The organism is Streptomyces sp. NPDC059499 (assembly GCF_042749285.1).
Classification (GTDB): domain Bacteria; phylum Actinomycetota; class Actinomycetes; order Streptomycetales; family Streptomycetaceae; genus Streptomyces.
Map to the genome: position 1 here is coordinate 1 of NZ_JBHYTT010000032.1, position 23,507 is coordinate 23,507.

Consider the following 23,507-nt stretch of genomic DNA (forward strand, 5'->3'; position numbering starts at 1 on the left):
GTCTCCGCCACCCCGGAAGCGGACAGCACCACACCCGCCAGGTCAGGCAGACCCGACACCTCCTCGGCGGGAACACCGACCACCGTCGCGCCCGCGGCCTCCAAGGCCGCGGACACATCAGCGCCCGATGAACCGGTCACCGCCCAGACACCCGACAACGTCGCCGGGGACATCCCCGTCAGCGGCTTCCACGTAATCCGGTAACGCCACGAATCGAGCGTGGAACGCTCGTGGTGACGCTGCCGCCAGGCGGACAGCGCCGGCAACGCCGATTCCAGACCCTCGAGTTCCTGCAGATCCTCACGCTCGACCGCGTCCCAGAACGCCGAGTCCATGCCGTCTCCGGCGGCCGACCTCGACGACGGCTGCGGCCAGTACCGCTCACGCTGGAAGGCGTAGGTGGGAAGCGGCACCACTCGGCCGCCCCAGCCGTTGAAAACGCCGGGCCAGTCGATGTCGGTCCCGGTGGTCCACAGGCGACTGATGGCGGTCAGGGCGGTGTCGGTCTCGTCGCGGTCCTTGCGAAGGGCCGGTGCGAAGAGGATGTCGTCGGCGGTGACTTGGGCCATGCCGGACAGGACACCGTCCGGTCCGAGTTCCAGGCAGGTCGTCACGCCCATGGCCGCGAGGGTGGCGACGCCGTCGGTGAAGCGGACCGTGCGGCGGACCTGGTTAAGCCAGTAGTCCGGCCGCTGCATGACACCCGGCTCGGCCACCCCACCGGTCAGGTTCGACACGACCGGAATCCGCGCCGCATGGAAGGTCAGGCCGGACAGGACCGTGGCGAACTCGTCGAGCATCGGTTCCATGAGGGCGGAGTGGAACGCGTGCGACACCGACAGGACACTGACCCGCAGGCCGCGATCGGCACATTGCGCCGCGTAGCGATTGATCGCGTCCAAATCACCGGACAACACAACAGAGTTGGGGCCGTTCACGGCCGCGAGGTCCAGACCGGAGTCCGCGACATCGGCTTCGGTCGCCTCGACTGCGAGCATGCCACCGCCCTTGGGCAGCGCCTGCATCAACCGGCCGCGCTCAGCGACCAGCACGCACGCGTCGTCCAGGTCGAGGATTCCCGCACAATGGGCTGCGGTGATCTCGCCTAGGGAGTGCCCCAGGAGCACGTCCGGGGTGACACCCCACGATGAGACGAGCCGGAACAGCGCGACTTCGAGGGCGAACAGGCCCGCCTGCGCCCACATCGTCCGGTCCAGGTCGACGCCGTCGGTCATGACCTCGCTCAGAGGGCGTTCCAGCCGGACGTCGAACCGTGCGCAGACCGCGTCGAAGGCTTCCGCGAACACCGGGAACGCCTCGTACAGGCCCAGACCCATCCCCGCACGCTGCGAACCCTGACCGGTGAACAGGACCGCCAGCCGGCCCTCGCTTGCCACACCCGTGGCGAGCACGTCCCCAGCGGCGGCGAGGACGACCCGATGTTCCAGACCGGCCCGGGTGGTGGCCAGCGACCAGCCGACGTCCACCGGATCCAGCTCCGGACGGTCGGCCACGTACGACCGCAGCCGTTCCACCTGCGCCCGCAACGCGGCATCGGACTTCGCCGAGACCGGCCACGGCACCGGAGCCGAGGCATGCGGCGGCACATCGGCCGCCGGTTCGGGCTGAGGCGGCGCTTCGAGGATGACGTGCGCGTTGGTGCCGCTGATACCGAACGACGACACCGCCGCCCGGCGGGGTCGATCGGACTCCGGCCAGGAACGCGCCTCGGTCAGCAGCTCCACCGCACCCGCCGACCAGTCCACCTGCGGCGACGGCCCGTCCACGTGCAACGTCGCGGGCAGCACTCCGTGACGCATCGCCATGACCATCTTGATCACACCGGCCGCGCCCGCGGCCGCCTGGGTATGACCGATGTTCGACTTCACCGACCCCAGCCACAAGGGACCGGTCTCGGCGCGGTCCTGGCCGTAGGTCGCCAGCAACGCCTGCGCCTCGATCGGGTCCCCCAGACGCGTACCGGTGCCATGTGCTTCGACAACGTCGACGTCCGCGGTCGTGAGCTCGGCATTCGCCAGCGCCTGACGGATCACCCGCTGCTGCGACGGACCGTTCGGCGCCGTCAGACCGTTCGACGCACCGTCCTGGTTCACCGCACTGCCGCGCACCACCGCGAGAATCTGGTGCCCGTTGCGCTGAGCATCCGACAGCCGCTCCACCAGTAGGACGCCGACGCCCTCGGACATCCCCGTGCCGTCCGCGGCGGCCGCGAACGACTTGCAGCGGCCGTCGGAGGCGAGGCTGCCCTGCCGGTCGAACTCGGTGAAGACGCCGGGCGTCGCCAGGACTGTCACACCGCCGGCGAGTGCCAGCGAGCACTCGCCGGCGCGCAGCGCCTGGACCGCCGAATGCAGGGCCACCAGCGACGACGAACACGCCGTGTCGACCGTGATCGCCGGTCCTTCCAGACCGAAGGCGTACGCGACGCGGCCGGACAGGACACTGCCCGCGTTGCCGGTACCGAGGAAGGCTTCGACGCCGTCCGGGACGTGGCCCATGCTCGCGGCGTAGTCGTGGTACATCACGCCCGCGTAGACGCCGGTGCGGCTACCGCGCAGTGACGTCGGATCGATGCCCGCCGATTCGAACGTCGCCCAGGCGGTTTCCAGCAGCAACCGCTGCTGCGGGTCCATGGCCAGGGCCTCGCGCGGCGAGATGCCGAACAGTTCGGCGTCGAACCGGTCCGCGTCGTGGACGAACCCGCCGACGGGTGCGAACGGCGCGCCGCGCAGGGCTTCGGCCCAGCCCCGGTCCGCCGGGAACTGGGACATCGCGTCGCCTGCGCCGGCCACCAGTTCCCACAGGTCGTCCGCGGAGGCGACTCCGCCTGGGAGACGGCAGGCCATGCCCACGATCGCGATCGGCTCGTCGGAGGTGCTGACGGTGGTCGAGGACGCGGCGGCCGGCCGGGTTCCGGCGACCTGGCCGCGCAGGTACTCGGCGAGGACGAAGGCGCTGGGATGGTCGAACACGAGCGTGGCCGGCAGCCGCAGGCCGGTCGCCGCCTGGAGGCGGTTGCGCAGGCGTACGGCGAGGAGTGAGTCGAAGCCGAGGTCCTTGAAGGGGCGACCGGGCTCGACGTCCTGCGGCCCTGCGTGTCCGAGGACCGCGGCGATCTCGGTACGGACGAGTTCGAGAACGGCTCGGGTCCGTTCGGCTTCAGGGAGTTCGGCCAGTCGGCGCGTCCACGTGCCGGCTTCGGCCACGTCGGCGGCGCGGCGCAGTCGTCGGCGGGCCAGGGCCCGGAGCATCGGCGGTGTGTCGCCGTCGACGCTCGCCGCGGTGTCGATCCGGACGGGGAGGACGTGCGGGCGGGTGGAGGCGCGGGCGACGTCGAACAGTGCCATGCCGTCCGCGGCGGACAGCGAGCCGGTCAGCTCGGCGGCGCGCGCCGCATCGGCAACCGCCAGGTGGGCGGTCATGCCGGTCGCCTGCTGCCACAGGCCCCACCCGAGCGAGATGCCCGGCCGGCCCTCGGCGCGGCGCCGGTGGGCCAGGGCGTCCAGGAACGCGTTCGCCGCGGCGTAGCCGGCCTGGCCCGCCGCGCCGAACGTGGCGGCGGCGGACGAGTAGAGGACGAACAGGCCCAGGTCCGCGTCCGCGGTGAGGTCGTGGAGGTTGACCGCTCCGTCGACCTTGGCCCGCAGAGCCGTCTCGACGCGCTGCGGGGTCAGCGAATCGATCATGCCGTCGTCGAGCGTCCCGGCCGCGTGGATCACCCCGGTCAGCGGGGCGTCGTGCGGGACGGCGGCCAGTACGTCCGCCAGGGCGGCTCGGTCCGCGATGTCACAGGCGACGATGTCCACCGCGACACCGGCGGCGTGCAGCGCGTCCGCCAGGTCGGCCGCGCCGGGTGCCTCGGGACCCTGCCGGCTGAGCAGCAGGAGCCGCTGTACACCGGGCTCGTCCGCGAGCCGCTGGGCAACGAGACCGCCGAGGACGCCGGTCCCGCCGGTGATCAGAACCGTTCCCCGCAGACCTCCGGGCTCCGGCACGGCCCGGCGTTCGGCCGGTGTCGTCCGGACGACACGCGGGACGAGGAGCTCGCTGCCGCGCACGGCCAGTTGTGCCTCGCCGTCCGCCACGGCGCGCCTGATCCGCTCCCAGGGCAACGGCGCGGCCGGGTCGTCGACGTCGAGCAGGACGAAGCGGCCGGGGTGCTCGGTCTGCGCGGTCCGGGCCAGACCCCATACCGCCGCGGCGGCGGGGTCGGTTGACACGTCGTCGGCGCCGGCCGCCATGGCGGAGCGGGTCAGCAGGACCAGCGGGACGGCCTGCTCGCTTTCGCCGCGCAGCCGCTGCTGGATGGCGTCCAGCGCCCGGACGGTCAGGGCACGCGCCCGGTCGGCTGACAAGGGTGCCGGCCCGGACGCGGCGGAGGCGAAGTCTTCGACCTGCCACGACATGTCGGCGGGCATGACGCCGTCGTGGACCGTGAGGTCGTGAGCGGTGGGCAAGGGCTGCCATTCGACGGCGAAGAGCGAGTCGCCGACAGTGGACCCGGCATCCCCGGCGTTCCACGGACGGACGGTCAGCGCGCGGACCCGCGCCAGGGGCGCACCGGTGCCGTCGGCGATCTGGAGCGACACGGTGTCGGGACCTGCCGGGGACAGCCTGGCTCGCAGGACCGTCGCACCGGTGGCCTGGAGCGAGACCCCGGACCATGCGAACGGCACCGGGGTCGCGCTCGGGTCGTCGATGAGCCCGGCGACGCCGAGCACGTGGAGCGCGGCGTCGAGCAGTGCGGGGTGCAGACCGAAGCGCGCGGCGTCCTCACCCGCGGAGGCGGGAAGCCGAACTTCGGCGAAGGCGTCGTCTCCGTCGCGCCACGCGCGGCTCAGGCCCTGGAACGCCGGTCCGTATCCGTAGCCCGAATCTGCCAGCGCCGGGTAGAACCCGTCGAGGTCGACCGGCGTCGCACCCGGCGGCGGCCACGTGGAGAGCTCGAACGCCTCGGCGGCCGGGACGCCGGAAGCCTGGATGTCGGAGGCCGAGACGTCGGCGAGCACGCCGTCGGCGTGCAGGACCCAGTCTGCCGCGTCGGAGTCCTGGGCATGGACGGACACGTCGCGATGTCCGTCCTGCCCGGGCGCGCCGACCCGTACCTGGATTCGCGCACCGCCGGTCGCGGGCAGCAGCAAGGGCTCGTGGAGCGTCAGTTCCAGGACCTCGCCGCAGCCGGCCTCGTGGCCGGCCCGCAGCGCGAGCTCCACGAAAGCGGTACCGGGGACCACTACGCGGCCGTGGAGCGTGTGGTCCGCCAGCCAGGGCTGCGCCGACACCGACAGCCGGCCGGTGAGCACCACGTCGTCGGCGGCAGCCAGGGCGACCGACGCGGACAGCAGTGGATGGTCCGCCCCGACCAGGCCCGCGGCGGCGACGTCCCCGGCGCCGGCGCGGGGGCTGAGCCAGAACCGCTGGTGCTGGAACGCGTACGTGGGGAGCGGGACTTGGCGGCCGGTGAGCACCGTGGTCCAGTCCACGTCGACGCCGGCTGTCCATGCCTCGCCGAGGGAGGCCAGGACACGCCGCATCCCGCCCTCGCCACGCCGTAGCGTGCCCAGCACCACGGCCTCGACACCGGCCGCGTCGACCGTCTCTTCGACACCTACCGTGAGTACGGGGTGCGCGCTGACCTCGATGAACGTGCGCTTGCCCTGATCGAGGAGGACCCGGACCGCGGTCTCGAACTCCACCGTGGAACGCAGGTTGTCGAACCAGTACTGGGCATCGAGATCACCGTTGACCGTGTCACCGGTGAGCGTCGAGAGCATCGGAACCATGCCGACAGCAGGGGCCAGCCCGGCCAGATCCGCAAGGATCCGCTCCCGCAACTGGTCCATCCGCGACGAGTGCGACGCGTAGTCCACCGGGACCCGACGCGTGCGGATCCCACGCCCCTCGCACTCCGCCATGAACGCGTCGAGGGCTTCGTCGTCGCCGGAGACCACGGTGGACGACGGACCGTTCACCGCCGCCACCGACACCCGGTCCGACGTCAGCTCCTCGACCGCATCCCGCCCGGCCGCCACGGACACCATGCCCCCGCCACCGGCCACAGCGACCAGTGCCTTCGACCGCAACGCCACCACCCGTGCCGCGTCATCCAACGACAGCCAGCCCGCCACACACGCAGCGGCAATCTCACCCTGTGAGTGGCCCACCACTGCGGAGGGCACCACGCCCGCCGACCGCCATACCTCGGCCAGGGCGACCATCACCGCCCACAGCACCGGCTGGATCACATCCACCCGGTCCACATCGTCGTCGTGCAGAACGACATCGGTCAGGGACCAGTCCACGAATGGCGCCAGTGCCGTTTCACATTCGGTCAGCCGCTCACGGAACTCCGGCGAGGAATCCCACAACTCCCGTGCCATGCCCACCCACTGCGAGCCCTGACCCGGGAACACGAACACCACACCACCAGAAACAACGGTGGCCGAAGCGGCCGTGGGCAGAGCGGCCAGCAGCTCCTCCCGGTCCTCCCCCACCACCACCGCGCGATGCTCCAGCGCCGCCCGCGTCGTCGCCAGCGACCACCCCACATCCACCGGATCCAGCCCAGCATCGCCCGCAACATGAGCCCCGAGCCGCTCCACCTGCGCCCGCAACCCGGCCTCGGACTTCGCCGAAACCACCCACGCCGACACACCCGAAACAGGAACTGCCGGAACCTGGACCCCAGCCTTGGCCGGAGCCTGCTCCAGAATCACATGCGCGTTCGTGCCGGACATTCCGAACGAGGACACCGCCGCACGCCGCGGCCGGTCCGCCTCAGGCCACGGACGGGACTCCGTCAGCAGCTCCACCGCACCCGCCGACCAATCGACCTCCGGCGACGGCTCATCCACATGCAACGTCGCCGGCAGCACACCGTGCCGCAACGCCATCACCATCTTGATCACACCCGCAACACCCGCAGCCGCCTGCGTATGCCCGATGTTCGACTTCACCGAACCCAGCCACAACGGACCGGCCTCTTCGCGGTCCTGGCCATACGTCGCCAGCAACGCCTGCGCCTCGATCGGATCACCCAGACGTGTTCCTGTCCCATGCGCCTCCACGGCATCGACATCCGCACCGGTCAACCGGGCATTCGCCAACGCCTGCCGGATCACCCGCTGCTGCGAAGGACCGTTCGGCGCCGTCAGACCATTGCTCGCACCGTCCTGGTTGATGGCACTGCCGCGTACCACCGCCAGTACCTGATGCCCGTTGCGCTCGGCATCCGACAACCGCTCCAGGACCAGTACACCGACACCCTCGGCCCAGCCGGTTCCGTCGGCCGCCGCGGCGAACGCCTTGCAGCGCCCGTCGTCGGCCACGCCGCCCAGCACCTGGAACTCGGTGAAGATGTCCGGGGTGGTCATGACCGTGACCCCGCCCGCGACGGCCAGTTCGCACTCCCCTGCGCGCAGCGCCTGCGCCGCCAGATGCAGGGCCACCAACGACGACGAACACGCCGTGTCCACCGTCACCGCCGGGCCCTCCAGCCCGAACGTGTAGGAGACGCGGCCGGAGATGACGCTGGTGGCCGAGCCGGAGACGACGTGTCCCCTGACCTCGGGCGGCAGGTCGGAGCTGACGCCGTAGTGGCTCGAGCCGGCGCCGAGGAACACTCCGGCCGGTCTGCCCCACAGGGTCGAGGAGTCGATACCCGCGTTCTCGAAGGCCTCCCAGACCGCTTCCAGGGCCAGGCGTTGCTGCGGGTCCATCGCCAGGGCCTCGTGAGGGCTGATCCCGAACAGGCCGGCGTCGAACCGGGTCGCGGTGCCGAGGAAGCCGCCGCGCAGGGCGAAGCGTGCGTCGGCGAGACCCGTCTCCCAGCCGCGGTCGGCGGGGAAGGCGGTCATCGCGTCGGTACCGCCGACGAGGAGCTGCCAGAACCGGTCGGCGCTGTCCGCGTCGCCGGGGTACCGGCAGCTCATGCCGACGATGGCGATGGGGTCGTCGGCTGGCGCCGGCTGCACCGGTGCTTTCGGCGGCGCGGCGGCCATGCTGCCGACGAGCTCTCCCAGCAGGTATTCGGCGAGAGGGGCGGGAGCCGGGTAGTCGAAGACGAGAGTGGCCGGTAGCCGCAGGCCGGTCTCGGCGGCGAGGCGGTTGCGGAGTTCGACGGAGGTGAGCGAGTCGAAGCCGAGGTCCTTGAAGGCGCGGCGTGGTTCGACCGCGTCGGCGGAGGCGTGGCCGAGGACCAGGGCGACCTGGGTCCGGATGACGTCGACGACCAGCGCGAACCGCTCGTCGCCCGGGAGCCGCTCGAGACGGTGGGTGAGGGACGAGGCGTCGGTGGCACGGTCGCTGACCGCCCGTCGCGGTGCGGGGCCCGCCAGTGCGGCCAGGATCGGCGGGACGGGCGCGGCGCCGGAGTTCAGGGCCGCGACGTCCAGGTTGGCCGGGACGATGTGCGAGCGGTGCGTGGTGCCGGCCTCGTCGAACAGGGCCAGGCCTTGTGCGGCCTGCAACGGTGCGCCGAGGCGGGTGGCCCGCGCCAGGTCGACGTCGGTCATCCGGCCGGTGACGCCGCTGTCCTCGGACCACAGGCCCCAGGCCAGTGACACCGCGGGCAGCCCGTGGGAGCGCCGGTGCCGGGCCAGGGCGTCGAGGAAGCTGTTGGCCGCGGCGTAGCCGCCCTGGCCGGCCGGTCCGAGTTGCGCGGCCACGGAGGAGTAGAGCACGAAGGCGGCCAGGTCGTGTCCGGCTGTCAGCTCGTGCAGGTTGACGGCGGCGTCGACCTTGGGCCGCAGGACGTCGTGCAGTCGCCCGCTGTCGAGTGTCTCGAGAACTCCGTCCTCGGCGACTCCGGCGGCGTGGACCACGGCGGTGAGCGGGTGGGCGGCCGGGATGCCGGCGAGCGCCGCGCCGAGGGCCGCACGGTCGGCGGCGTCGACGGCCAGGACGGTGGCGTGGGCGCCGAGCTGCTCGAGGTCTGCGACGAGCTCGGTCGCACCTGGTGTGGCGGGGCCGCGGCGGCCGAGCAGCAGCAGGTGCCGGATTCCGCGCTCGGTGACGAGGTGACGCGCCAGAAGTCCGCCGAGGGCGCCGGTGCCGCCGGTGATCAGTACGGTGCCGTCGGTGTCCGGGGCCGCGGGAACGGTGACGACGTTCTTGCCGATGTGGCGGGCCTGGCTGATGTGCCGGAACGCGGCGGCGGTGTCACGGATGTCCCAGACCGTCGCCGGGGGCAGCCGCAGTGCTCCGTGCTCGAAGAGGGTGAGGATCTCGGTCAGGATCTCGCCGAGCCGGTGCGGGCCGGCCTCGGAGGGGTCGAAGGAGCGGTAGCGGACACCGGGGTGGGCGCCCGCGACCTGGCCGGGGTCCCGCAGGTCGGCCTTGCCCATCTCGGCGAGCCGGCCTCCGGAGGTGAGCAGGCGCAGGGTGGCGTCGAGGATGTCGCCGGTGAGCGAGTTGAGGACGATGTCGACGCCGCGCCCGCCGGTGGCGGTCCGGAACCGGGCTTCGAAGTCGGTGGTGCGGGAGGACGCGATGTGTTCGTCGTCGAGTCCTGCCTGACGCAGGGCGTCCCATTTGGCGGGGCTCGCGGTGCCGAAGACCTCGAGTCGGAGGTGGCGGGCGAGCTGGACGGCGGCGGTGCCGACGCCGCCGGTCGCGGCGTGGACCAGGACCGATTCGCCGGGCCGGGCACCCGCAATGTCGACAAGTCCGTAGAACGCGGTGACGAAGGCGACGGGCACGGTGGCGGCCTGGCTGAACGACCAGCCCTGCGGGATGCGGGCGATCTGGGCCCGCGGGGCGGTGGCGAGGCTGCCGAGACCGGCGGGAACGAGGCCGAAGACGCGGTCTCCGGGGGCCAGGTCGGTGACGGCGGTGCCGACCTCGACGACGATGCCCGCCGCCTCGGATCCCATCGGGGCCGGTTCCGGGTACATGCCCAGGCCGATGAGGACGTCGCGGAAATTGACGCCGGCCGCGCGGACGGCCACGCGGACCTGGTCGGGCTCCAACGGTGGGGTGTCGGCGGGGACCAGGGCCAGGTTCTCCAGGGTGCCGGGTCCTGTGGTGTCGAGGCGCCAGGCGGGTGCGCCGTCGGGGAGCGGCAGGCTGTCCGGGGCGGGCACACGGACGAGGCGGGGTGCGCGGAGTTCCCCGGCGCGCAGCGCGAGCTGGTGCTCGCCCCGGTCGGCGGCGTCGCGAACGGCGGTCCAGTCAACACCGTCGGCGGCGGATCCTTCGGTACCGACGGATCCTTCGGTACCGGAGAGGTCCAGGAGGACAAAGCGGTCCGGGTTCTCGGACTGCGCGGTGCGTATCAGCCCCCATACAGCGGCGGCGGCCAGGTCCGGCCCGGCCTCGCCCGGACCGGCCTCCATGGCACCTCGGGTGACGAAAACGAGCCGTGACGGCGCCTGCCGTGTGTCGGCCAGCCAGCGCTGGATCAGCCCGAGGACGGCGGCGGTGGTCTCGTGGACGTTCTCGGCGAGGTCGCCACCGTCGGCCGGGCCGACGGGGCACACGACAAGGTCGGCGACGGCCTCGTCGAGGTCCTCGGTGGCCGGGCCGTCGGGCAGGAAGCTCACGCCGGCCGGTTCGCCGGAGACGGTGCCGGTGGAGGCCGGCACCGCGGTCCACTCCACGGCGAACAGCGACGAGTTGGCCGTGGCGGCCGCCGCCAGCTGCTGGGGGCGCACCGGGCGCAGGGTCAACGACCGCACCTCGGCGACGGGGCGGCCTGTGGTGTCGGCCGCCTGGATCGACAGGGCGTCAGGGCCGGCGCCGGCCAGTCGCACCCGCAGCGCCGTCGCCCCTGTGGCCAGAAGCGTCACGCCGGACCACAGGAAGGGCAGCGGGGTGGCGCCGGTGTCGTCGAGGAAGCCTCCGATGGTCGTGGCGTGCATGGCCGCGTCGAGGAGGGCGGGGTGCAGGTCGAATTCGTCGGTGTCGGGTGCGGCGGCCTGCGGCAGGGCAATTTCGGCGTAGACGGCGTCGGCAGCCCGCCAGGCGCGGCGCAGGCCGCGGAAGACCGGCCCGTAGTGGTATCCGGCACCGGCCAGCGTGGCGTCGTAGTAGCCGTCGAGGTCGACCGGTTCGGCGCCGGGCGGCGGCCAGGCCGACAGGTCGAAGAGGGCGGCTTCGGCCTCGGGGGCGAGCAGGCCGGAGGCGTGGCGGAGCCAGGTGCCGTCGCCGTCCTCGGGCTGGGAGTGGATCGACACCTCACGGTCGCCGGTCCCGGCCTGGGGGCTCACCCCGACCTGGACGCGGATCCTGCCGGTGGGGGGCACGATGAGAGGGGCCTGCAGGGTCAGTTCGCGGATCGCGCCGCAGCCTGCCTCCCGCGCGGCGCGCAGAGCCAGCTCGACGAATCCCGTACCGGGCAGGATCGCGGCGCCGAGGACCTGGTGGTCGCCGAGCCAGGGCTGGGCGGACAGGGACAGGGTCCCGGTGAGGACCAGGCCGCCGTCCTCGGCGAGCGGAACCGCGGCGGTGAGGACGGCGTGGCCGGTGTTCAGCCCGCCGGACGCGCCCGCGGACGCCGGCCGCAGCCAGTACCGCTCCCGCTGGAAGGCATAGGCGGGGAGGTCGACGCGTGTGCCGCCCCGGCCGGCGAGGACCGCGGCCCAGTCGACGTCGGCGCCGCGGGTCCAGCCGGCGGCGACCGTCTGCAGCACCGTGGCGGCCTCGGGCCGGTCGTCGCGCAGCGCGGGGGCGATCATCAGCGTGCCGGCGTCGTCGCGTTCGGCGAGGGTGTGCTGGGCCATCGCGCTCAGTACGGTGCTCGGGCCGATCTCGAGGAACCGGGTGGTTCCGTGGTCGGCCAGCCAGGTCACGCCGTCGGCGAACCGGACGGCGTGCCGCACGTGGCGCACCCAGTAGGCCGGCGAGCAGTACTCCTCGACGGGCAGGGGGGCGCCGGTCAGGTTCGACACGATCGGGATGACGGGCGGCCGGAAGGTCACGGCGGAGGCGACCGCGGCGAACCGTTGGAGCATCGGGTTCATCCGCTGGGAGTGGAAGGCGTGCGAGACGCGCAGCCGGGTCGCCTTGCGGCCGGAGAGGGTCCAGCGGGCGGCCAGTTCGGCGATGGCGTCCTCGTCCCCCGACATCACCAGGGCGGACGGGCCGTTGAGGGCCGCGATGTCGACGCGTCCCTCGAAGGCGGCGAGGGCCTCGGCCGCCTCGGCCTCGGAGGCGGTGACGGCGAGCATCGCGCCGCCCGGTGGCAGATCGGCCATCAGCAGGGCGCGGGCGGTGACCAGTTCGCAGGCGTCGTCGAGCGACAGGACGTCGGCGACGTGCGCGGCCGCGAGTTCACCGACGGAGTGGCCGAGGAGGTGGTCGGGGCGGACGCCCCAGGACTCCAGGAGCCGGAAGAGCGCGACCTCGAGGGCGAACAGGGCGGTCTGGGTGTAGGCGGTCCGGTCGAGCAGGGCCGCCGCGTCGGTGCCGGGTTCGGCGAACATCACCTCGCGCAGCGGGAGGTCGAGGTGCGGGTCGACGCGGGCGCAGACGGCGTCGAGCGCGTCGGCGAACACGGGGAACGCCTGGTACAGGTCGCGGCCCGTGCCGGGGTGCTGCGAGCCCTGGCCGGAGAACAGCATCGCCAGCCGGCCGTGCCCGGTGGCGCCGGTGACGACGGCGGGGTGGGGGCGGTCGGCGGCGATCGCGTCGAGGCCCGCGAGCAGGGTGTCCCGGTCGTCGGCGAGTACGGCGGCCCGGTGTTCCAGGCCGGTACGGGTGACGGCGAGCGAGTGGGCGATGTCGTGGATGCCGTGGGGGCCGCCGTCGCCGGCGGCGAAGTCGCGGAGCCGGGCCGCCTGGTCGCGCAGCGCGGCAGGGCCGGCCGCCGACACCAGCCACGGCGCCACCGGTCCGCCGTGGGAAGGCGCCTCGGCAGGGTCGGGAACGAGGGGGGACGGAGGGGCCTGTTCCAGGATGACGTGGGCGTTGGTGCCGCTGACACCGAAGGACGACACGCCCGCCCGGCGCGGCCGGCCCGCTTCGGGCCAGGCCCGGTTCTCGGTCAGTGGTACGACGGCGCCGGTGGACCAGTCGACGTGGCCGGTCGGCTCCTCGAGGTGCAGGGTGCGGGGCAGCACGCCGTGCCGCATGGCCAGCACCATCTTGATCACACCGGCGACGCCCGCGGCTGCCTGAGTATGGCCGATGTTCGACTTGAGCGAGCCGAGCCACAGCGGTTCGGCGTCGCCGCGGCCCTGGCCGTAGGTGGCCAGCAGCGCCTGTGCCTCGATCGGGTCGCCGAGAGCGGTTCCCGTACCGTGTGCCTCGACGGCGTCCACGTCGGCCGGGGCGAGCCGCGCGTTCGCCAGGGCCTGCTGGACGACCCGCTGCTGCGCGGGCCCGTTGGGCGCGGTGAGGCCGTTCGAGGCCCCGTCCTGGTTGACGGCGCTCCCGCGCAGCGTGGCCCAGATCCGGTGCCCGTGACGCTGCGCGTCCGAGAGGCGTTCCAGCACCAGGACTCCGGCGCCTTCGGACCAGCTGGTGCCGTCCGCGGCCGCCGAGAACGGCTTGCAGCGGCCGTCGGCGGCCAGCCCGCGCTGGCGGCTGAACTCGACGAACGCCTCGGGGGTGGCCATCACGGTGACGCCGCCGGCCAGGGCGACGGCGCACTCGCCGTTGCGCAGCGCCTGGGCGGCCAGGTGGAGGGCGACCAGGGAGGACGAGCAGGCGGTGTCGACCGTGATCGCCGGGCCCTCGAGACCGTAGGTGTAGGCGAGGCGGCCGGAGGCGACGCTCGTGGCGGTGCCGGTGAGGAGGTGCCCCTCGACGCTGTCCGGCAGTCTGGCGGCGCGACCGTATCCGGAGGCGGTGACGCCCATGAAGACGCCGCCGGGGACGCCCTTGATCGCGGCCGGGGCGATACCGGCGTCCTCGAGCGCCTCCCACGACGCCTCGAGCAGCAGCCGCTGCTGCGGGTCCATGGCCAGCGCCTCGCGCGGGGAGACACCGAACAGTTCGGCGTCGAAGTCCCCGGCGTCGGGGAGGAATCCGCCGTGGCGGGTGTAGGTCGTGCCCTGGTGGGCCGGGTCGGGATCGAAGAGTGCGTCGACATCCCAGCCACGGTCGGAGGGGAATTCGGTGATGGCGTCGCCCCCGTCGCACAACAGCCGCCACAGCGCTGCCGGGTTCGTGGCTCCGCCCGGGAACCGGCAGCTCATGCCGACGATGACGATGGGGTCGTCGTCGACGGCGGCCACGGCCACGGCCGCCGGGGCGCCGGGGCCGGTGAGGCCGCGGGCGAGATGCCCGGCCAGGATCCGCACGCTGGGGTGGTCGAAGACTGCGGTGGCGGGCACCGCCACCCCGGTTGCCGCCCGCAGCCGCTTGCCGAGTTCGACAGCCGTCAGCGAGTCGAAGCCGAGGTCCTTGAACGAGCGGCCCGGGTCGACGCTTTCGGGGCCTGAGTGGCCGAGGACCGCGGCGACCTGGGCGCGGACCAGGGTGAGCATCTCCTGCTCGCGTTGGGCGCCGGTCAGGGCAGCGACGCGGCCGGCGCGGTCCGGCTGGTCGTACCGGTGGGACGGCTCGGGCGCGGGCTGCAGGTCCGGCAGGTCCGCGAGCAGCCGGCTGGGCCGCGTCGAGGTGAACGTCGCGACGAACGCCGGCCAGGTGATGTCGGCGACCGCTACATACCCGTCGCCGTGGTCGACGGCCCGGTCGAGCGCGGCCCGCGCCATCCCGGGAGCCATCGCGGTCAGACCCCGGCGATGCAGGTGTTCGAGGCTGTGGCCGTCGGGAACCTGGGCGCCGTCGTCCCAAGGGCCCCAGGCGACGCAGGTCGCCGGCAGGCCGCGGCTACGGCGGAACTCGGCGAGGGCCTCCAGGTACGCGTTGGCCGCCGCGTAGGCGCCCTGTCCGGCGCCGCCCCATGTTCCGGCGACGGAGGAGAAGAGGACGAAGGCGTCGAGCGGGGTGTCGCCGAGGCCCTGATGCAGGGCGGTGGCACCCAGGACCCTGCCTGCCAGCGCCTGCCCGAACTCTTCGGCGCCGGTCTCGTCGACGGGGCCGCTGGACGGCACGGCGGCGGTGAACACCACAGAGGACAGCGGCTCTTCCGCCGGTATCGCGGCCAACAGGTTCTGGACGGCGTCGGGATCGGTGACGCGGCAGGCCAGGACCGACACCGGGACGCCGGCGCCCGACAGCTCGGCGGCGAGCTTTGCCGCAGCGTGGTCGTCGGCTCCGTTGTCACTGACGAGCAGCAGCCGTGACGGGCCCCGGCCGACGGCCCAGCGCGCGGCGTGAGCGCCCAGCGGACCGTCGGCGCCGGTGACCAGCACGGTGCCGCCCGGCTGCCGGCGCTCGGCGGTCCGCTCGCGCAGCGGCGCGCGTCGCAGCCGGCGGGCGTAGGCGCCGGAGGGGCGCAGCGCGACCTGGTCCTCGCCGGTGCCGCCGGCCAGGAGAGCGGCGAGCCGTCCGCCCGTCCGTGCGTCGACTTCGGCGGGCAGGTCTATCAGCCCTCCCCACAGGCGCGGGTGTTCAAGTGCGATGACCCGGCCGAGGCCCCACAACTGCGCCTGGACCGGGGCGTCCAGCCGGTCGGAGCGGCCGGTGGAGACCGCCGCACGGGTGGCGGTCCACACCGGCGCGCCGAAGCCGGCGATGCCGAGAGCCTGCACCAGGGTCAGGGTGGCCGAGACGCCGGCCGGCAGCGCGGCGGTGGGAATGCCTTCGTCGGCGAGTGCAGCGAGGTTGAGCACACCGGCCGGGTTCCGGCCGCAGGCCTCGCGGATCCGGGCGGCGAGATCTCTGGGATCGGTGTCCCGGGCGCCGACCGTGAACTCCACGACGTCGGCGCCGGCGCGGCGGAGCGCGGTCACCGCGGGGCCGGCCGTGTCGCCTCGGGCCACGGTGACCTCCGGGAGCACGACCAGCCAGGTGCCGGAAAGGGCGGCGGTCGACGGCAGGTCGGTGAGCGGTTTCCAGGCGATCTGGTAGCGCCAGGTGTCGATGACGGACCGCTGTCGCCGTTCCCGGCGCCACGACGCCAGCGCCGGAACCACCGAACCCAACAACTGCGGGGCTTCCGACAACTGCAGCGTGCCCGCGAGCTCGTCGAGATCACCGCGTTCCACCGCGTCCCAGAACCGGGACTCGACCGGATCCACCACCCCGGCGGCGTCCTGGACCGGCAGCGAAGGCACGTCCAGCCAGTACCGCTCATGCTGGAACGCATAGGTCGGGAGCGGGACTTGACGGCCGGTGAGCACCGTGGTCCAGTCCACGTCGACGCCAGCTGTCCATGCCTCGCCGAGGGAGGACAGGACGCGCCGCATCCCGCCCTCACCACGCCTCAACGTGCCCAGCACCACGGCCTCGACACCAGCCGCGTCGACCGTCTCCTCCACACCCACCGTGAGTACGGGGTGCGCGCTGACCTCGATGAAGGTGCGCATGCCCTGATCGAGGAGGGACCGGACCGCAGTCTCGAACTCCACCGTGGAACGCAGGTTGTCGAACCAGTACTGGGCATCGAGATCACCGTTGACGGTGTCACCGGTGAGCGTGGAGAGCATGGGAATCGTGCCGACAGAAGGGGCCAGCCCTGCCAGATCCGTAAGGATCCGCTCCCGGAGCTGATCCATCCGCGCCGAGTGCGATGCGTAGTCCACCGGGACCCGACGCGTGCGGATGTCACGGCGTTCGCACTCGGCCATGAACGCGTCCAGGGCTTCGTCGTCGCCGGAGACCACGGTGGAGGACGGACCGTTCACCGCCGCCACCGACACCCGACCCACCCGGTCCGACATCAGGTCTTCGACCGTGCCCCGCCCGGCGGCGACAGACACCATGCCCCCGCCACCGGCCACAGCAACCAGCGCCTTCGACCGCAACGCCACCACCCGCGCCGCGTCATCCAGCGACAACCAGCCCGCCACACACGCAGCCGCGATCTCACCCTGCGAATGCCCCACCACCGCGGAGGGCACCACACCGGCCGACCTCCACACCTCCGCCAGGGCCACCATCACCGCCCACAGCACCGGCTGGACCACATCCACCCGGTCCAAGTCGCCGTCCTGCACAACGACTTCACTGAGCGACCAGTCGACATACGGGGCCAGTGCGGCCTCGCACTCGGTCAGCCGCTCGCGGAACTCCGGCGAGGTGTCCCACAGCTCCCGTGCCATGCCGACCCACTGCGAGCCCTGACCCGGGAACACGAACACCACACCACCAGAAACAACGGTGGCCGAAGTGGCCATGGGCAGGGCAGCCAGCAGCTCCTCCCGGTCCTCCCCCACCACCACCGCGCGATGCTCCAGCGCCGCCCGCGTCGTCGCCAGCGACCAGCCCACATCCACCGGATCCAGCCCAGCATCGCCCTCGACATACGCCCCGAGCCGCTCCACCTGCGCCCGCAACCCGGCCTCGGACTTCGCCGACACCACCCACGCCGACACACCCGAAGCAGGAACTGCCGCAGTCTGGGCGGGAGTTCCGGCCGGCGCCTGCTCCAGAATCACATGCGCGTTCGTGCCACTGATCCCGAACGACGACACGCCGGACCTGCGCGGGCGGTCCACCTCCGGCCACGCCCGGGACTCCGTCAGCAGCTCCACCGCACCCGCCGACCAGTCCACCTCCGGCGACGGCTCTTCGGCATGAAGGGTCGCCGGCAGGACGCCGTGCCTCATCGCCATGACCATCTTGATCAGCCCGGCCACGCCTGCGGCAGCCTGGGCGTGGCCGATGTTCGACTTCAGCGAACCCAGCCACAACGGACCGGTCTCGTCGCGGTCCTGGCCATAGGTGGCCAGCAACGCCTGCGCCTCGATCGGATCCCCGAGACGGGTTCCGGTGCCGTGCGCCTCCACCACGTCGACGTCCGCACCGGTCAGCCGGGCATTCGCCAACGCCTGCCGGATCACCCGCTGCTGCGACGGACCGTTCGGCGCCGTCAGACCATTGCTCGCACCGTCCTGGTTGATGGCACTGCCGCGCACCACCGCCAGTACCTGATGCCCGTTGCGCACGGCGTCCGACAGCCGCTCCAGCAACACCAGGCCGACGCCCTCACCGAGGCCGAAGCCATCAGCTTCCGCGCCGAATGCCCGGCACCGGCCGTCCTGGGACAGGGCGCGCTGGCGGCTGAACTCCACGAACAGTCCCGGGCCCGCCATCACCGTCACGCCGCCGGCGAGAGCGAGGTCGCAGTCGCCGTTGTTCAGGGCCTGGACCGCCAGGTGCGTCGCCACCAGTGACGACGAGCACGCGGTGTCGACCGTGATAGCGGGGCCTTCCAGGCCGAGGGCGTAGGCGACTCGGCCGGACGCGACACTGCCCAGGCCGCCGCTCAGCCGGTAGCCCTCGGATCCTTCCAACGGCTGATCGAGAGGCGGACCGTACTCCTGCGTGGCGGCGCCGGCGAAGACTCCGGTCCGGCTGCCGCGCAGCGTCGTCGGGTCGATACCGGCGCGTTCGAGCGCTTCCCAAGCGGTTTCCAGCAGCACCCGCTGCTGGGGGTCCATGGCCAGGGCCTCGCGCGGCGAGATGCCGAAGAACGCCGGGTCGAACTGGTCGGCGTCGAGGAGGAATCCGCCTTCGCCGGTGTACGAGCGGCCGGGCTCGTCGGGGTCGGGGTCGTAGAGCGCGTCCAGGTCCCAGCCGCGGTTGTCGGGCAGGGCCGAGATGACGTCGGCCCGGCTGGTGACGAGGCGCCAGAGGTCTTCGGGGGAGGCGACGCCGCCGGGGTACCGGCAGGCCATGGCGACGACGGCGACGGGTTCACCGACGTGGGTCGTCGTGGGCGTGGCCGCGTCGGCGGACTCCGTCGGCCGCTGCAGCAGTCGCGCGAGGAGCTGCTCGGCAAGGGCGTTCGGCGTGGGGTGGTCGAAGGCGATCGTGCTCGGCAGCCGCAGACCGGTGGCGGCGTTGATCCGGTTACGGAACTCCACCGCGATGAGCGAGTCGAAGCCGAGGCTCTTGAATGCCTGGGCGGCGTCCACGTCACCGGTGGCGGCGCGGCCCAGCACGGCGGCGGCGTGACCGCGGACGAGGTCGAGAACGGTGCGGTGCCGCTCCGCTTCCGGTAGCGCCGCCAGGTCCAGGCCGAGGCCGGTCAGGGCCTCGGGCGCGGCGGCGGCGCGCCGCCGTGGCTCGCCGACCAGTCCACGCAACGGTGCGGCGACGGCGTCCGGGTCGGTCCGGGCGGCGGCCCGCAGTTCCGGGAGGTTCAGCCGGGCAGGCGCGAGCAGCGGTTCGCCGCCGGGCAGCGCCGCGTCAAAGAGGGCGAGCGCCTGTTCGGGACGCATGGGGGCGAGTCCGGTGCGCGTCAGCCGTGCCAGGTCGGCGTCGCCGAGCCGGCCGCCCATGCCGGTGTCCCACAGCCCTGAGAGCAGCGACACGGCGGGCAGGCCGCGGGCATGGCGGTGCTGGGCGAGGGCGTCGAGGAAGGTGTTGGCCGCGCCGTAGCTGCCCTGTCCGGCGGTTCCGATGGTGCTGGCCAGCGAGGAGACGAGGACGAACGCCGCGAGATCGAGGTCTGCGGTGAGTTCGTGGAGATGCCAGGCCGCGTCGGCCTTGGGCCGCAGCACCGTGGTGAGCTGGTCGGGGGTGAGTGTGTGGATCGCGGCGTCGTCGACGACGCCGGCGGCGTGGACGACCACGCGCAGCGGGTGTTCGGCGGGGATGCCGGCGAGGAGCGTGCGGAGCGCCTGCGGGTCGGCGGCGTCGCAGGCGGTGACGGTGACGTGGGCGCCGAGTCGGGTGAGTTCGGCGGTGAGTTCGGCGGCTCCGTCGGCGTCCTCGCCACTTCGGCTGGCGAGGACGAGGCGGCGGGCGCCGTGCGTGGTGACCAGGTGCCGGGCGATGAGCCGGCCGACTGCGCCGGTGCCGCCGGTGATCAGGACCGTGCCGTCGGCGTCGACGGGGCTCGCCTGGGGTGTGGTGGTGACGCGGGCGAGTCGCTCGGCCAGTACGCGGTCGCCGCGGAGCGCGAGCTGGGGCTCGTTACGGTGGGTCGCCTCGGCCCGCGCCCGGTCGATGGGTGTGTTGTCGTCGAGGTCGACGAGCACGAACCGCCCGGGGTGTTCGGCCTGGGCGGTGCGGATCAGGCCGCGCGCGGTGGCGACGGCCAGGTCGTGGACGTCCTCGTCGCCGCTGGTGGCGACGGCGCCGCGGGTGAGCAGGACGAGCCGGGTGCCGGTCAGGCGCGGGTCGGCGAGCCAGGTCTGGAGCAGTGTCAGCGTGTCGAGGGCGGCGCGGTGGGCGTCGGCGACCGGGTCGCCGGTTCCTCCGGTGAAGTGTCCTCCGACGAGGTGCGCGGCGACCGCTTCCGGTGCTGTCCCGCCGGCGGTGAGTGCGGCCTGCAGGGTGGCGAGGTCCGGGTAGTGCCTGGCGGGGGCGTCGGAGCCGGCGGCCGGTTCGCCGATGAGCGCCCAGTCGCCGGGCGGGGCGGGGGTGTCGTCGTGGAGCGTCACCCACTCCAGGCGCCAGAGCGGGTCGGGGCCGGTCGTCGCGGCCGCGAGCTGCTGGGGGTCGACGGGGCGCAGCGTGAGGGCTTCGATCGTGGCGACCGCGCCGCCCGAGGGGTCGGTCAGTTCGACGGTGACCGCGCCGTCGCGGTCGGGGGCGCCGATGCGGGCCCGCACGGCGCTCGCGCCGGTGGCGTGCAGTTGGACGCCGCTGAAGCTGAAGGCCAGCCGGGTGTCGGCCGGGCCGCCGTCGAGGGGCAGCAGGGCGTGCAGCGCGGCGTCGAGAAGGGCGGGGTGGAGCTCGAATCCGGCGGTGTGCTGAGGATCGGGGTCGGGGAGGGTGGCCTCGGCGTAGATCTCCTCGCCGTGCCGCCAGCAGGCGCGCAGCCCTTGGAAGGCGGGGCCGTAGGCGTAGCCGAGGTCGGCGAGCCGGGAGTAGGCGCCGTCGAGCGGAACGGCTGTCGCGCCGGGGGGCGGCCAGGCGGCCGGGGCCGACCGGGGCGACCGGGCGGGGCCGGCGGCGCGGAGTGCGCCGGTGGCGTGCCAGGTCCACGGGACCCGGTCGGCGCCGGTGGCCGGGCGGGAGTGCATGGTGACGGGCCGTCGGCCGGTGTCGTCGGGCGGCAGCACCACGATCTGCAGCTGCAGCGGCTCGTCCTCGGGCACGATCAGCGGCGTCTGCAGGGTGAGTTCGTCGACGCGGGGGTGCCCGCACCGGCGTCCGGCGTACAGCGCGAGGTCGATGAGGGCGGAGCCGGGCAGCACGGTCCGGCCGAGGAGCGTGTGGTCGGCCAGCCACGGCTGGGCCGTCGGCGACAGGCGGCCGGTGAGGAGGAGCGTGCCGTCCTCGGCGACGTCGACCATGGCGCCGAGCAGCGGATGGTCGGTGCTGTCCAGGCCGAGGGCGTCGGCCCCGGCGTGCGGCTGGGCGGGGACGAGCCAGAAGCGTTCGCGCTGGAAGGGGTAGGTGGGCAGCTGCACCTTGCGGGCCGGTGCGGTGAAGACGGTCGCCCAGTCGGGCCGTACGCCGTGGGTCCAGGCATCCGCCATGGCGGTCACGAACTGGGCGTGGTCGCCGTGGTCGCGGCGGAGGGTTCCGAGTGCGGTGCCGGGCCGGCCCATGGCGTCGAGCGTGTCGGCGACGGCCGCGGTCAGCACCGGGTGGGCGCTGGATTCGAGGAACGTGTCGTGCCCGGCGGCGCGCAGGGCGCGCACCGCGGGTTCGAAGCGCACGGTCTCGCGCAGGTTGCGGAACCAGTAGTCGGCGTCCAGGTGCGCGGTGTCCAGTGGTTCGCCGGTGACCGTGGAGTAGAACGGGACGTCGCCCGTGCGCGGGGTGAGGGGGCCGAGCGCGTCGACGAGTTCGTCGTGGAAGGCGTCCACGTGGGGCGAGTGGGACGCGTAGTCGACCGGGAGGCGGCGCGCCCTGATCCCCTCGGCCTCGTAGTCGGTGAGGAGTTCGTCGAGTGCTGCCGCGTCGCCGGAGACGACTGTGGCGGAGGGGCCGTTGAGGGCGGCGACTCCGATCAGGCCGCTTCGACCGGCCAGCCGGGACCGGACGTCGGCGGCGGGCAGCGGCACGGACACCATGCCGCCGGTGCCGGCGAGGGTTCGTACGTACCGGCTGCGCAGCGCGACGATCCGGGCGGCGTCGGGGAGCGTCAGGCCGCCGGCGACGTAGGCCGCGGCGATCTCGCCCTGGGAGTGGCCGACGACCGCGGCCGGTTCGACGCCTGCCGAGCGCCACAGGGCGGCCAGCGACACCATGACCGCGAAGAGGGCGGGCTGGACGATGTCGTCCCGGTCCAGGGGTGGTGCGCCGTCGGCGCCACGGAGCACGTCGACGAGGGACCAGTCCGCGTAGGGTTCGAAGGCTGCCGCGCAGGCGTGGATCTCGTCGCGGAAGGCCTCGCTGGTGTCCAGCAGGGAGGCGGCCATGCCGGTCCACTGGGAGCCCTGCCCGGGGAAGACGAACACGGTCCCGTCCGGCCGGCCGGCGGTGCCCTCGACGACGCCGGGCGCGGGTAGCCGGGCCGCCAGCGCGTCGAGTCCAGCGAGGATCCCGTCCCGGTCGGCAGCGACGACGGCGGCCCGTCGGTCGAACGCGGCGCGGCCGGTGGCCAGGGTGTGGCCGAGGGCGGCGAGGTCGAGGTCGTTCCGGTCGCGCAGGAATCCGGCCAGCTGGTGCGCCTGGGCGCGTAGCGCGGCGTCGCCGCGCGCGGAGATCAGCACGGGCACGGCGGGCGGCAGGTTGCCGGGTTCGGGGGCGGGGGGCTCCGCGTGGCCTTCGAGGATCAGATGGGCGTTGGTGCCGCTGATCCCGAAGGAGGAGACGGCGGCTCGCCGCGGTCGGTCGAGCCGCGGCCAGGGCGTCGTCTCGGTCAGCAGCCTCAGTTCGCCGGCGGACCAGTCGACCCTGGGGGTGGCTTCGTCGATGTGCAGGGTGCGGGGCAGCACGCCGTGCCGCATGGCCAGCACCATTTTGATGACGCCGGCGACGCCTGCGGCGGCCTGTGTGTGCCCGATGTTCGACTTCACGGAGCCGAGCAGCAGCGGGTGTCCGGCCGGGCGCTGCCGGCCGTAGGAGGCCAGCAGCGCCTGTGCCTCGATCGGGTCTCCGAGGGCGGTGCCGGTGCCGTGGGCCTCGACGGCGTCCACGTCGGCGCTGGTCAGCCGGGCGTTGGCCAGGGCCTGCCGGACGACTCGTTCCTGGGAGGGGCCGTTCGGCGCGCTGAGGCTGTTGGAGGCTCCGTCCTGGTTGACGGCGCTGCCGCGGACGACCGCGAGGACCTCGTGGCCGAGGCGCCGGGCGTCGGAGAGTCGTTCGAGGACCAGCAGGCCGGCGCCCTCGCCCCAGCCGGTGCCGTCGGCTGCGGCGGCGAACGGCTTGCAGCGGCCGTCCGGGGCCAGGCCCTGCTGGCGGCTGAACTCGGTGAACATGCCCGGGGTCGCCATCAGGGTCACGCCGCCGGCCAGCGCCATGTCGCACTCGTCGGCCCGCAGGGCCTGTGCGGCCAGGTGCAGTGCCACGAGTGAGGACGAGCAGGCGGTGTCGACGGTGACGGCCGGGCCCTCCAGGCCGAGCACGTA

General features: G+C 73.4%; 1 protein-coding gene (running past one end of the window). It reads right to left on the reverse strand.

Going from position 1 to position 23,507, the window contains the following annotated elements; all coding sequences use genetic code 11:
- Positions 1 to 23,507, reverse strand: part of the annotated coding region (locus ACFW9O_RS36450) for a type I polyketide synthase (protein ID WP_384615449.1) (this coding region is incomplete at its 3' end). The annotated region continues 3,495 nt past the right edge of the window; 23,507 of its 27,002 annotated nt are in view.